The organism is Butyricimonas sp. Marseille-P3923, from assembly GCF_900184685.1.
GTDB lineage: Bacteria > Bacteroidota > Bacteroidia > Bacteroidales > Marinifilaceae > Butyricimonas > Butyricimonas muris.
In genome coordinates this window covers 703,188-717,393 of sequence record NZ_FXXL01000007.1, presented here as the reverse complement: position 1 = coordinate 717,393, position 14,206 = coordinate 703,188, and the positions used below count along the sequence as shown (strand labels likewise).

At 39.8% G+C, this 14,206-nt stretch carries 14 protein-coding genes; 4 read left to right on the top strand and 10 right to left on the bottom strand.

Annotated elements, in window-relative coordinates; all coding sequences use genetic code 11:
• Positions 1-29 precede the first annotated feature (29 nt).
• From CS948_RS14565 to CS948_RS14555, 3 genes are all read left to right on the top strand, one after another.
• Positions 30-698, top strand: a complete 669-nt coding sequence (locus CS948_RS14565; protein ID WP_099292433.1) for an HAD family phosphatase — start codon at positions 30-32, stop codon at positions 696-698.
• Positions 699-798: 100 nt separating this feature from the next.
• Positions 799-2,634 carry a YgiQ family radical SAM protein gene (locus CS948_RS14560; RefSeq protein ID WP_099294543.1) on the top strand — a complete coding sequence of 612 codons (1,836 nt, stop codon included), beginning with the start codon at positions 799-801 and terminating at the stop codon, positions 2,632-2,634.
• Positions 2,635-2,776: 142 nt separating this feature from the next.
• Positions 2,777-3,397: a tetratricopeptide repeat protein gene (locus CS948_RS14555; protein WP_099294541.1), complete on the top strand. Its 621-nt coding sequence runs from the start codon at positions 2,777-2,779 to the stop codon at positions 3,395-3,397.
• Here CS948_RS14555 and CS948_RS14550 read toward each other — a convergent pair.
• The 7 genes from CS948_RS14550 to CS948_RS14520 form a co-directional block, all read right to left on the bottom strand.
• Positions 3,388-4,533 (bottom strand): hypothetical protein, encoded by a 1,146-nt coding sequence (locus CS948_RS14550; protein WP_099292432.1) that lies wholly within the window; start codon positions 4,531-4,533, stop codon positions 3,388-3,390. The two genes, CS948_RS14555 and CS948_RS14550, sit on opposite strands and share 10 nt — an antisense overlap.
• 113 nt (positions 4,534-4,646) lie before the next feature.
• On the bottom strand, positions 4,647-5,414 hold the full coding sequence (locus CS948_RS14545; RefSeq protein ID WP_099292431.1) for a hypothetical protein: 768 nt from the start codon (positions 5,412-5,414) through the stop codon (positions 4,647-4,649).
• A 112-nt stretch (positions 5,415-5,526) separates the two neighbouring features.
• A complete protein-coding gene (locus tag CS948_RS14540; RefSeq protein WP_099292430.1) occupies positions 5,527-6,000 on the bottom strand; it encodes a GAF domain-containing protein in 474 nt (157 codons plus the stop codon).
• A gap of 87 nt (positions 6,001-6,087) precedes the next feature.
• Complete coding sequence (locus CS948_RS14535) at positions 6,088-7,539, bottom strand: aminoacyl-histidine dipeptidase (protein WP_099292429.1); 1,452 nt, start codon at positions 7,537-7,539, stop codon at positions 6,088-6,090.
• An 89-nt stretch (positions 7,540-7,628) separates the two neighbouring features.
• Positions 7,629-8,045 carry a MarR family winged helix-turn-helix transcriptional regulator gene (locus CS948_RS14530; RefSeq protein WP_099292428.1) on the bottom strand — a complete coding sequence of 139 codons (417 nt, stop codon included), beginning with the start codon at positions 8,043-8,045 and terminating at the stop codon, positions 7,629-7,631.
• 83 nt (positions 8,046-8,128) lie between these two features.
• Positions 8,129-8,458 carry a DUF1904 family protein gene (locus CS948_RS14525; RefSeq protein WP_099292427.1) on the bottom strand — a complete coding sequence of 110 codons (330 nt, stop codon included), beginning with the start codon at positions 8,456-8,458 and terminating at the stop codon, positions 8,129-8,131.
• A 122-nt stretch (positions 8,459-8,580) separates the two neighbouring features.
• Positions 8,581-9,600, bottom strand: coding sequence for a bifunctional oligoribonuclease/PAP phosphatase NrnA (locus CS948_RS14520; protein ID WP_099292426.1), 1,020 nt, complete (start codon positions 9,598-9,600; stop codon positions 8,581-8,583).
• A 435-nt stretch (positions 9,601-10,035) separates the two neighbouring features.
• On the opposite strand from CS948_RS14520, the gene CS948_RS14515 reads away from it, so the two are divergent.
• A complete protein-coding gene (locus CS948_RS14515; protein WP_099292425.1) occupies positions 10,036-10,581 on the top strand; it encodes an RNA polymerase sigma factor in 546 nt (181 codons plus the stop codon).
• A gap of 124 nt (positions 10,582-10,705) precedes the next feature.
• Here the strand turns inward: CS948_RS14515 and CS948_RS14510 are convergent, their stop codons facing one another.
• Genes CS948_RS14510 through CS948_RS14500 form a run of 3 tightly spaced genes read right to left on the bottom strand, consistent with a single transcriptional unit; the run spans position 10,706 to position 14,182 of the window.
• Positions 10,706-12,163 (bottom strand): thioredoxin family protein, encoded by a 1,458-nt coding sequence (locus CS948_RS14510; protein WP_176555068.1) that lies wholly within the window; start codon positions 12,161-12,163, stop codon positions 10,706-10,708.
• Positions 12,164-12,178: 15 nt separating this feature from the next.
• Entirely contained in the window at positions 12,179-13,141 is a 963-nt protein-coding gene (locus CS948_RS14505) for an FISUMP domain-containing protein (RefSeq protein WP_099292423.1), read from the bottom strand.
• A gap of 12 nt (positions 13,142-13,153) precedes the next feature.
• Entirely contained in the window at positions 13,154-14,182 is a 1,029-nt protein-coding gene (locus CS948_RS14500) for a hypothetical protein (RefSeq protein WP_141560960.1), read from the bottom strand.
• Positions 14,183-14,206: the final 24 nt, after the last annotated feature.

Here is a 14,206-nt window from a genome sequence, read left to right as displayed (position 1 = left end):
GCTTTTATAAACTATAAAAAGTAACGAGTATGAAAGAAATAAGAAAATTTGCTGACACGTGTAATGTTGTTATCTTTGATTTCGGTGGTGTCATTATGGATGTCGATGTTAATAAAACAGTTAAATCTTTTGAAGAACTCAATATCGACGGACTCGCTTATAATGACATTATAGCCGAGAACGGGTCGTTTTTCCGTGATCTCGAACTCGGGTTAATAACTCCTGCCGAATTCATTGATGAATTTCACGTGAATTTTCCGGCATCAAAAAACGTATCGGACGAGGATATTTGGAAGGCTTGGAACAATATGCTTCAGCCCTACAATAAAGAAAGAATAGAGTTGATTAAAACAATAAGAAAGCGTTATACAACCTGTATTTTCAGTAATACCAACTATCCTCACCGGAAAACATATAAAGCCATGTTCCGGGAGCAATTCGGGTATGATTTTGAAGACCTGTTCGACAAATACTTCTATTCAGATGAATTACATTTACGGAAACCCGATCCAAAAGCATACGAGCGGATCACGAAAGAACTTGCAATAGCCCCTCGCGAAATATTATTCATTGATGATAATCAAGCCAATATAGAACAAGCCAAGGCAAACGGATGGCAGGCTCATCTCTTGAAGAAGGGAGAAACGATTTCGGATATTTTTTATTTTGACAACCAAGAAGAAACAAACGAAATATAATTATTACAGAGACTTTCCGTATCTTTGCAACGAATTTCAAGCAAATGACTAAAGTTCGTGAAGAAATAACTTTATGAACTTTACAAACTTTATGAACCTTATGAACTACAACATACAGCAATGGTTACCGACAACCAAAAAAGAAGTTGAACAGCGGGGTTGGAATAGTATCGATGTAATTCTCTTTTCCGGAGATGCTTACGTGGATCATCCCTCTTTTGGGGCAGCAGTTATCGGACGCCTGTTGGAATCATTGGGTTTGAAAGTGGCTATCGTTCCCCAACCCAACTGGCAAGACGATTTACGGGATTTCAAGAAATTAGGGAAACCCAATTTGTTTTTCGGTATTAGTCCGGGATGCATGGATTCCATGGTCAATCATTACACGGCAGCCAAGCGTCGCCGTTCGGATGACGCCTACACGCCCGGTAATCGTAGCGGGGCACGTCCCGATATGCCCACCATCGTTTATACCCGTATATTAAAAGAGTTATTCCCGGATACTCCCGTCATTATCGGGGGAATTGAAGCATCATTGCGTCGCTTCACGCATTACGATTATTGGAAAGATACACTTAAACCCTCTATCCTTTTTGAAAGTCAGGCAGATATGCTCGTGTATGGCATGGGAGAAAAACCGCTTACCGAGCTTTGTCAAATGTTACGGAGAGGGATTCCTTTCCACAGTCTGACAAATATCCCACAAACCTGCGTGCTACGGGATAAGGAAGAAAAATACGCCACGAATAAAAGATGGCAAACCATTACTTTAGCGTCACACGAGGAATGCTTGACGGATAAAAAGAAATACGCCACGAATTTCCGGTATATCGAAGAAGAATCCAATAGTATTCACGCCGCCAAATTGATACAACCGATTGAGGACAAACTTATCATCGTGAACCCGCCCTATCCTCCCATGACCACGGACGAGATAGATGCCGTTTACGATCTCCCGTTCACCCGATTGCCTCACCCGAAATACAAGGACAAGGAAATACCGGCATACAACATGATCCGACATTCCATCACCCTGCATCGCGGATGTTTCGGGGGATGTGCCTTTTGCACGATCTCGGCTCATCAGGGAAAATTTATTGCTTCCCGTTCCGAACAATCCGTCTTGCGTGAAGTACAGCACGTGTGCGAGATGCCGGATTTCAAGGGAACCATATCCGACTTGGGGGGACCCTCTGCCAATATGTACGCGATGCGAGGCAAAGACTTGAACATTTGCGGACTGTGCAAACGTCCCTCCTGTCTGCACCCTACCGTGTGTAAAAATCTGAATACCGACCATTCGCACCTGTTACAGTTATATAATAAGGTGCGGCAAGAACCGCGAGTGAAACACTGTTTTATAGGTTCGGGCATCCGCTATGATCTGGTTATGCACCGCACGGGTAACAGAGAAGTAGACTCGACAAACCGGGAATACCTCGAAACGGTCATTAAACACCATGTTTCCGGGCGCTTTAAAGTCGCACCGGAACATAGTTCTGACAACGTGCTGCATCTAATGCGCAAGCCCTCGTTCAAATTATTTCATGAATTGACAGCCCGCTTCAACGCGATCAATAAAAAAGAGCATTTAAAGCAACAAATCATACCTTATTTTATATCTTCTCACCCGGGATGCAGTCTCGTGGATATGGCAGAATTGGCCATCCAGACAAAAGAACTGGATTTCCGTTTGGAACAGGTGCAGGATTTTACACCCACGCCCATGACATTAGCCACGGATATGTATTATTCCGGACTTCACCCCTACTCCTCGCGTAAGATTCAGTCTGCCAAGACAGAAACAGAGAAAAAACGTCAGAATATCTTCTTCTTCTGGTATAAAAGGGAATTCAAGGATGAAATTATCGGTATCTTGACGAAACTGAAAAGAAATGATATCGTAAAACGGTTATATTCAAATAAAAATAGATAATTATTTATTATTTCACGATTAATCATTAACTTTGAATCACGTAATTATAAAAACAAATATGCGCCACTATATCTGGATAATGTTATTTTTCATACTCACCTCGTGCTCACATCATCAAGCGGTGAAGAGTAACCGACGGGGTATGGATTACATTACCCGGGAACAACCCGGAAAGGCCTTACAGGAATTCAATAACGCCATCGCATTGGATCCGAATCTCTTTTCGGCTTACTATAACCGGGCTATTGCATTGGCAAACCTGAAGCAACCCCAAGAAGCGCTTAAAGACATGAATTACGTGATTGCCAACGTGCCCAACCATGCTATGGCATATTACAACCGGGGAATTATTCACGAGAATTTGGGTGAACCCACTTTAGCGATACAAGATTACAGCCATGCCATTAATCTGCAACCCGATTTACTGGAAGCCTATCATTACCGGGGAATCGTGCGTTACGGGATGAAGGATTTGGACGGCGCATTGGCAGATTACGAGAAAGCGATCTCGTTAGGTTTAAAATCAAGCGCCTTGTTCTTTAACCGGGGGGTTATCTTCCACCAAAAAGGACAATTAAGCAACGCTATCGAAAGTTACACCCGCTCCATACAAATAGACCCCTCGAACGCGAAAGCCTATTACAACCGGGCTATATCCAAGCTGGTCGTTGATAATTACAAAGAAGCCCTCGAAGATCTCGAAATCTCGAAACGCCTCGGGTATCCTAAGGCGGCAGAAGTAATATCCCAATATTACCACTGATCGAATCGTTTCATCAGTAATTCACTAAATGCTTTGTTAGCGTGTTTACACAGCTTGTCCCGATCAAGGTCCCAGCACATATGAAATTCAGCATACCAAGACTTTTTCTTTTCTTGGAGTACTTCTATCCATATATCAGCGAATTCTTCTTCTGTAATATCGGCTATTTCTACAACCTCTTCATTCTCTTTGAAAGATTTTAAAAAATTGTCTGCCCATAATAGTATGAAATATTGTATGATCCCTCTCCTTTTCCCACATGTTTGGCGCAAATACAAATAGAGTATCTTCCCTATCCTGTCAAACACCGGTTCGTATTCAATATATTGTAAAGAAAACAAAAGCATCACTTGGACGCCCCTCGTCAATGGCTCGTCCCATTTTTCCTTTTGCAGATAATCCGGGACATTGCAATATTGCATACAGTCCATCACACCCAACTCGGTCATTTCCAGTCTTTGATATCCATATCTGATACACCATTCTATCGTGTCTTCTTGTTCCGAATTCGAAAGTAAATATCGCAAGCATAGTAATTTCCCGTAACCACTTAACGGTTCTATCAGTTTGATAAGAATAACCTCCCATTCAGGTGTCATATTAAACAGTGCTATCCCGACATAGAATGTGAATTCTTCATGCTGGCTGAGCGTGGTCAGTAAATTCAAATCTTTCTTATTACGAAGCATACCCACAAAAAGAATACCCAGCTTCACCACTTCCTGGTCCGGTGCTTTTCGAACCATCCAGTAAATTAATTCTATAGCATTATATTCAATCCTTATCTTTCTATCAGACAATTTTTCAAAAAACTCATCCATGTACCCTATGATGTGATGATCTTTCACCATATTATAGAACTTGACCTTATCTTCAAGATGCGCATGTTTTGAATAATTATCGAATAAATAAATCAACCGGTTAATAAACTTTGAGTTTATCTTAGGGTCTTCTCTATCTATCAACGAGTAATCATTATACCCCGGGGTATAATCCTTCCAATGTAGGTTATTCTCGCTAACATCCGGTAAATATCTATCCTTCTCATTCTTGTCTTTCAAATGGGCTTTTACATGCTCGAAAATAGGCGGTCGTCCCTCCCATGGTAACTTACCGCTAAAAGAATCTGTTTTCATATCATTGAATTTTAAAATTCCTCACCAATTTGTTCAAAATTACAAAAAAAAACGGCATAAAAAAAAGAAGGCTAAGTAAATCTTAGCCCTCTTCCTCTTTAGCAAGACTATCTTTAACTTTGAGGAGTTGTCAATTTTGTCATGGCGTCCTTTACTTCCTTTAGAACCTCAGGAGCTTCCACGTTCTTCGGGTCAGCACTCATGGCTTCAACCAAGAACCCTTGAGCTTTTTTAAACTCTGCCATTGCTTTTGCTTTTCCTGCCTCGTATTTATCATTTTCCTTGTTAGCGAAAGGAGTGGCTTCTTGAAGAATAGCGGCACCGTTATTAAAATACAAAGTACCTAAACTAACCAATCCTTGAGCTTTAAAACCTTTGTCACTCATGTTGGCTATTTTCTGGTAATTCTCGGCAGCCTTGGCAATATTATTCGCCTTTTGGAATTTCTGCCCTTCTTTCAAGAAATACACGGCATATGTTCTCATCAAAGCGGAATTCTGTCCCGGAGTCGCCTTGATTCCTTCTTCCAGTGTTTTAATCATCTGGTCTGTTTTCTTCAAGTTCTTCTCGGCATCTGCTTTGCCGGCATAGGAATCTTTTAATTTGTATTTATTCGCGATAGACATCGTGAAATACTTCTCGGCAGCCGCGTAATCTTTCAGTTTATTAGCACAAACAGCCACGTTGTAAACACTGGCGTCATCTTTAAAATCTATTGCTTTTAAATAATTCTCCCAATTGGTAAATGCTTCCTTGTAATTTTTTGCTTTCCATGCGGCATTTCCCGCGTTCTTTAATTTACCTGCTTCTTCTTCCGTCGTTTGTGCTGCAAGTGTTCCCACAAAAAAGCTTACTAGAACAAATAAAAGTAGTTTTTTCATAATCCTCTGAGTTTTGTATTTTACGTGATAAATTTCATTATTCATGCCCCTAAGATAACACACTCTTAAGAAAAATCAAAAGCCTCTTAACTTATTTTTCACATTTATGAGTTCATTTTACGCTATCTGACTGATAAAGAAGTGACAAAATTTTCTTCAACCCAATCTCGTCTTCCTTGTCAAATGCCGATAAATGATCGCTATCCACGTCTAAACAACCGAAAATAACCCCTTTTTGATCTCTTAGCGGGATTACAATTTCACTTTTTGAAGCCGCATTACACGCGATATGTCCGGGAAACTCTTCCACATTATCCACGATAACGGTTTCTCCCGAATTAATAGCCGCCCAACAAACACCCCCGTTACGCAATTTCTGACAAGCCACAGGACCTTGGTATGAACGCACGATCAATTCTCCATCTATCAACACGTACACTCCCGTCCAAAAAAAAGATTGCATCTTGTGATGCAACACCGCTTCCATGGTCGCCAGTCGAGCCCAGACATCTTCCGTCGACTGAATGTACTGCTTGATTTGTTCGTACAAACGATCGTATTTGGCTAGTTTCTTAGATTGATCCATATATTAATTTCTGATTTGCGAATTACGATTTATGATTCCGGAACTATATCGTAAATCTGAAATCATAAATCGTAAATTAGAGCGTTATTAAAGTTTTTCCAAAATATCAACCAAATGCTGCCACCACATTTCCACAGTCTTGATATTTATCTTTTCGTCCGGCGAGTGTACGCCCCGTAAAGTCGGTCCGAAAGAAACCATGTCCATGTTCGGGTATTTCTCGAGGAACAAACCACACTCCAACCCGGCATGGATAGAACGCACGATAGGTGCTTTGCCGAACAAACGTTTGTATGACTCCACTGCCACTTTTACCACGGGAGAATCCGGATTCGGAGCCCAACCGGGATAACCTTCTCCATGTTCGACCTTGGCTCCTGCCAGCGTGAATACGGACTCAACCATATTTGCGATATTGAATTTCTCCGAATTTACATCACTGCGCTGGGAAGTCGTGATTAAAATGTTGTTCGGTTCATTAAACCGGACTGCTGCCAGATTCGTGGATGTTTCCACCAATCCCGGCATACGATAACTCATGGAGAAAACCCCGTGCGGACATGCATACAATGAATTAAGCAATGCGTTAGTGCTTTTTGCTGTCAGCACTTCCGCAGGAACATCATCAGATTCCAATGCCAACTGTAAACCCGGCTCGGTAATCTTCCACACGTTTTCCATTTCCGCCGCGTAAACATTAAAATCCGCTCTCACGTTTTCACGATATTGATCTTCAAAGGTGATCACGGCAGAAGCCTCGCGAGCGATAGCGTTACGCAAATTCCCTCCCTCGAGAACAGAAACCCGTACTCCATACTTCCGGTTCAGATCCCACACGAACCGATTCAGTATTTTAATGGCATTTCCTCTACCTTTATTAATATCGTCACCGGAGTGACCTCCTTGTAATCCTTTTACCTGTATTTTCACGGCGAAAGAATTTGCCGGAGTCTTTTCCGTTTCGTATCCCATATTAATAACGGTATCGATACCTCCCGCACAACCGATGAACATCTCTCCTTCATCTTCCGAATCAAGATTTAAAAGGATATTACCACTCAGGAACCCCGGTTGCAAAGCAAATGCACCTGTCAATCCGGTTTCCTCATCCACGGTAAACAAACATTCGATAGGACCATGAGCAATATCCGTAGAGGTCAACACGGCCATTTGCGCCGCCATACCGATTCCGTCGTCCGCACCCAAAGTAGTTCCTTTAGCGCGTACCCACTCCCCATCCACGTAAGGTAATATAGGATCTTTGTCGAAATCATGTATCGTATCGGAATTTTTCTCGCATACCATATCCATATGTGCTTGCAATATCACGGTCGGGGCATTCTCCCGTCCTTTTGTTGCCGGCTTCTTGATCAACACGTTTCCGGCATCATCTCTTTTTGCCTCTAAACCATGCTTGCTTGCCCAATCCAACATGTAAGCAATAATCTTTTCTTCTTTTTTAGAAGGGCGGGGAACTTGACAAATTTCTTCAAAATATCCCCAAACAGCTTCCGGTTTTAATCCTTGAAAAACACCCATAGTAATTTTAGATTTTAGATTTTAGATTTATGAATTTGGATTTGTAATTTCTTTTAATCGTAAATCGTAATTCATAAATCATAAATATATTATACATTCAGTTTCTTCAACACCCAAATGGCAGACTTCAACTCTTGCGAAGACAGGGTGAAACTCATGTCCGTGTGTACCTGCTCTTCTATCCGCTCCAACGCGTGACGGGAATCAATTCCTTTTTCCGTCAGAACGATAAAATTATTCCGCTTGTCCTCTTTGCACATTTTTCGTTGAACGTATCCTCTTTTCTGTAAGGTGTTCAACAATTTAGTGACATTATATTTGTCCTTTTGAAGTTGTTTGGAAATGGTTTGTTGGTTCACGTTATCTTTTGCCCACAACACCTGCAAAAGCTCGTATTGCTCCCGGCTGATATCATAACCGGCATTTTGAAAACTACGATTCAGCATTTTCGTGTAACCTCTTTCCGCCTTGCTCAAAAGGGCTACCAGTTCACTTAGTTCGGTCATAGTCGTTGCATTTTATACTATGCACAAACTTAATTATTTTTTCCGAAAATAAATACTTCAAGCAAGATTATTTCTCTCGAAAATTACTTGATAACCTCCCCGTTCTCGTAATATCGCTCCGGTGACAAGAAAGAAAAATAGACATCACTCTCCGGATATCCGGCTTCTTGTAAACTCTGGTAGACGATCTTAGCTAAAGCATCCTGTTGTTCTTTCGGGCGTTCGAAATACTCGATCTTCACGAACGGATACGCCTGCAAATGCTCATCCCCGGACACAAAAGAGGAATGCACCACCTCCAATACAACCGTTTCCCGGGGACATCCCAAGGTACTTACAATTTCGGAAATCAACCGCTCGCCTACCCGAGCCAATTTCTCTTTTTCTATGGCATGAAATCTCAAAAAAGGCATAACTATTAATTGAAAATGCAGAATTGAAAATTGAAAATGATCCTCTATCCTGCAAGATTAAACATTTTAACTTCAATGGAATATTTTCATTATATCTCCCATAAAGAAATAATTCTCCACTTTCAATTTTCAATTTTCAATTGTTTGAAGAACCATTCTGATGTTTCCCGTACTTTCTGTACTACATCGTTTAACGGTAACGGCATTTGTCCCCCCGCGGCATTCAAGTGTCCTCCCCCGTTAAAATATTCCTTCGCCCACAAATTCACGGGTATATTTCCTTTTGAACGGAATGACAATTTCACTTTATCCTTACGTTCCGTGATCTGCACGGAAACCAATATCTCTTCTATTGACAGCGGGATATTCACCAGACCTTCCAAATCCCCGTCCTTGTAATTATAGACATCCAATTCCTGCAAAGTAATCGGAATAACGGCAACCGGGAAATGTTCATCTATCGTGAGTTTATTCAAAAGACAATTTCCCGTCAATCTCAATCGAGAGAGCGTGTTACGCTGGTAAAGTTGCTCATGCACGTAATCCTTGTCCAGCCCCAAGGCTAATAAATCGGCAATTACCCGGTAGGTTTCCGGATGAGAAGAATTATGACTCAAACCGCCCGTATCCGTTGAAATCCCGGCATATATGGCATTGGCTATATCCGTATCAATGATCTCTTTTCCCCATATCCCGGAAATCACGTTATACAACAATTCGCACGTGGAAGAAACACTGGTATCGGAAATCCGATAAGTCACCTCGTCCGGATCGGGATGATGATCTATCATGATCGTTTCCCCCTTGAATTCCCTCACGAAAGGCTCCAAATCCCCTTCTCTCGCTATGGTATTATGATCCAGCATAAACAATACATCCGCTTTTCTCAACCACTGTTTACACTCCTTCTGTCTATTCTGGAAAGAAATGGCATCCGGTATACGTTTCAACCACTTCAAATAATCCGGTATATAATCACACGTCATCAATTGCGCGTTGATCCCGACTTTATCCAACACTTGCCACAAGGCTGAACACGATCCCGCCGCATCCCCGTCAGGGGAAATATGAGGTATAATAACAACATTCAAATTTTTGACTGCCAGTCTTTCTTTTATCTTCTCGATGATTTCTTCGTACATTCTATCTAATTTTCGAATTCTCGCAAAAATAGGAAAAAACTACATTTATAACGTGTAATCTCAAAGATAAAAATACAAACACTGATTATTCTGCAACTGAATTATCCCTAAATCAAGTGAATGACAATTCCAAACATGGAATTTTGAGGATTAAATAGTCCATTTGAATTTAAATAAACCAACGTTTTATTATATTACAAATATAGGCTAATTATTGGGAATCTCGAAGATTTTTTTCATCTGTTTAATTTTTTCATTTTCAATATGAAATGAAAAAAATGAATCTTTAAAAGGACATATTCAGAATCCTAAATTTTGAATATTATCAAACGTTCCTTTTATGATTACATAAAACAACAATTAAATATCTAATATACAACAAATAATACATTTACCTAAAGAATCTATTAACCATATGTGAACGTCACTATTATTATGCAAGATAATTTGATTATAAATCTTTTAGGAAAAGATCAAGAAAAATCTTTCCGTTACCTGTATGAAAAATATGTTGTTCAATTGCGTTATTTTGCCGCTAAATACATTGACGATAAAATGACTGTTGCAGATATCGTACAAGACGCGTTTGTTCGGCTATGGGAAAAAAAATCTCAATTCCAAGATGAAAATACTATCAAAGCATTTTTATATAGGGTAGTTCAAAATGCTTGTATTGACCTCATTCGTCATCACGAGGCAGCCCAAAATTACACGAAACACGTCATAGCAGAAAATGAAGAAGATTCCTTTCTGGACAATATACTTGAAACAGAAATATTTCAAGCTTTGCGAACTGTATTCAACGAACTTCCCCCCGCTTGCAAGGAAGTTTATCTATTAAGCCTCAACGGCAAATCCCATGAACAGATCTCCCAACTGTTAGATATCTCGATAAACACCATAAAGAAGCACAAGAACAATGCCAATCATTATATGCGTGAAAGATTAAAACACATATTATCCATATTACTATATATTTGAATTTCGCTAATAAGCCAATCAAGATACATTACAATATTAATTTAATAAAAAATTCTCCTCAAGATTCAGCAAGAATACATGAGGAGAATGAATTAAAACACAACACATTCAGGCACCAACTTAATCACTCGCTCTGCTTCAAACCTTGTTTCACTTTTTCCACGAAAACATCCGGAGATTGAGCTCCTACGATTTGAAAAAGCACCTCTCCTTCCGCATTCAATAAAAACATCGTCGGGAACGATTTAACCCCATATCTCTTGCCCAACTCTCTCCCTTCCTCTGTTTCCATATCAATTTTCACGTTCACGAAACGTGCATTCATGAAATCCCCAACAGCCTTAAGCGGGAAAACTTGATTACTCATTTTCTTGCAAGGACCGCACCAAGTCGTGTAACAATCCAAGAACACAAGCTTATTCTCCTGCTTTGCCTTTTTCAGTACTTCAGCGAATGACAAATTCTCGAACTTCATTCCCTCCTTGTTCACGAGTTTATTCAAAGCTCCTTGATAATAATCTCGAGCCGTCCCCTTCATTTTGTCCATTTTTTCCTTCAAATAAGCGATAACAAGCGCCTCCTCGGCTGTGGACAAATCTGGTAAATTCACTAAACCTAAATCAACATTTACAACAAGTTGTGGATGTAAACCGCTAGATTTATGTTTTAAAATATTCAAAATCTTATTCAGGTCCCGATCCGTGTGCGCTTTAACGATATCGTACACTGTATAAACCGTGCTTGTATCCGGTAAACCATTATTTTGCATAGAGATATAAAGATCTAATAACTTCTCGCTATTGTAAATCTTCTCTCCGGTTGTATAAGGATATAATTCTCCCATATACCCCTTCTCTATTAACTTATTCACTGACATCAAACCATTCTGCTTCACGAAATCTTTCTTGTGCTCCACCATGAAACGGAACATGTCATCATCCAAGCCACGTACTTTTTTACAGTATAAATCCCAATTCTCAGCTTTACACCATTCGGATTTCTTCAATTTCGTGAAAAATTCATCTGTTACCAGTTTCGCTTTTTCTCTTTCATCCGCTACATCCAATATTTTGGCGTAATCCCTTAAAAACTTCACTCCCCGTTCACCACTTTCATACCTTCTATTCATCTCCGGCAAAGTCGTTTTCGGGTTCAACGCTTGAGCCAATAACTGCTGGAATTCAGGTAATTTTACACCACCGACAATCCGGTAAAGAATTTCACCGTTACTATCCAATACCAGATAATGGGCTTGAAACTTCACGTCATATTTTTTTGCGAAAGGCTTTCCCTCTTTCGTGGTCACGTCAATAAAGAAATTCACGAAATGCTTATCCATCCAATCGGCAAACTTTTGATCACTAAACACCAATTTATTCATGGCATGGCAAGGTACTGCCCAATCGGCAAAACAATTAAAGAAGATTGGTTTTTTCTCTTCTTTAGCCCTTTTCAAAGCCTCTTCAAAAGAATAAACGTACTTCATCCTTACATCTGCTTTCACTTCATCCCCGTACATGCTTTGGGCAGAAACGCCCAAAGCAATAAATAACATACTTACAAACAATACAATCTTTTTCATCATAATTTACTTTAATTATTCTTTAATACAACGTACACTATAAGCTGCTGTCAAATCGGAAGTTCCACGCATAATTTGATCATTTTCCATGGAAAGCAACCGGATAATCCCGTGATTAATCGTATCATTCTCCACAACCTTTGAAGACGACCAGAAATAAGCCCGACTTCCCTTATTAATGAAATTTGTTCCATACATAAAAGTACCGAAAACCCGAGCTCCGCTAAATAAAGCATCAAAACCGCATCCATCTTTTCCGGCTTTCAACAGGCGTCCCTCTTCTCCACCTCTCCAAACATCCAATTTATCAAGTTCCGAAAGCGACATTCCTAAATTCTCTTCTAACTTTTTCCAATCCTCATCCGTGGGCAATCGCCATCCCTCGGGCATAGCTTTCACTGCCCCGTCATAAGAATAAAGAAAACCGTTTACCGATGAATAATTCCCATTCTTAGCTTCCGTATCCTTTAAATTATTTTCTACAAGCTCTGCAAGAGCAAACGGCAAAAGATTATTATACATCCTTTTAATAGCCTTCACTCCATTAGGACAAGTAACTTCACACGTTCTCTCTACCATACTTATTGCTTGAGAAACAGGCATTTGATAATTCACCACATACGCCTTTAATAAATCACCTACGGAAAAATTATCATTATATCGCTCGGATAACTCTCCCCGTTCCATGGCAGCATTCATAGAATCTGTAAAAAGTTCTACACTAACCTTTGCATCATATTCCCTTACAGCTCCTTCTTTAAACGTGTAACACCCATCTATACTTCCCAATGGCAAACGATATTTCAAATTCTCTGCCATCCATGTCTGTTCGCCAATGGTCACGCATTTATACACTTTCATATCACGTGGGTCCGTGAATTCGGAAAAAGCAACCTCCGGCTTTACCACGTGATCATCATCATTATTACATGCATAATAAACAATCACGCTCAACAGTATTATCATTATCTTTTTCATCTTCTGTTTACTTTATAATTCAACACCCAATTCATTGACAACAATTTCATACAGAATATTATATTTCTGCATTACCAAGGGAGAGTCTCCCCATTTTTCTTCAAATTCTTCCGGTGACCACCTCAACATTTCCGTGATATACCCGACTAAATCGTCCTCTTTCTTTCGCGGTGTCCAAGTATTAGCTAACCCGCAAGAAACAAACCCCCATGTTCCTATCTTTTCCCGAACACACTTTCGAAAGTTTTCCAAACCTTCAGGGGTAAACCATTGAGCAGTCCCCCAATTATCATCAAAACACTGAGGCCCAAAAGAAGATTGTCCCGGAATATAAGTCCAGCTACCGGTAAACCCAAAATCATTAGGAAACACCAAGTATTCATAATAATCGGGATCTAAAGAAGAAAAACTAGTATCAAACCATTCCGGCTTGGAAAAACTGTAAAATTGTGCCAATAACGTCGTGTAATTCAATATTTTACTCTTCACCATTTCCTTCATCATCTCCGTGGGCAAATCACGTATCACCCCGTCACTTTTCCAATCACCTGTCATCAAAAGTGTTCGTAAATAAATTTGATACGCACCTTCATCCAAAACTTGAATATTATCATAGTTATCTTGTGCTCTAACAGATTTCACTACAAAAAAATTATACGGGTAAAGTGCTTTATTAACAAGGGCCAAATAATTCTCAATAATATTTAAAGCCTTTAATTGTTCTTCCGGTTCTACAAGGTATTCATACCGATATGCAAATTGAGAATAAGAAGAAAAATTCCATGCCAAATCCAAGGTTTCATATCGATAGATAGGATTTCCATTTATATCTTCCTTCAGGAAAGATTTCTTGATCGTATCGTTAAAGTAAACCGGAACATTATACTTCTTGTAAATCTCGTATACCCGATGTTTCACGGGATCTGACGGGTCGTCTTCAATCACGTAAAAATTCTCGTACTCGATTTTCTGTGTTAAAGCACCTTCTTTCGAGCAACCGAACATAAAAATAATCAATACAATGTACAATATTGTCTTCATACTCGTGTGGTTAATTATTTTATT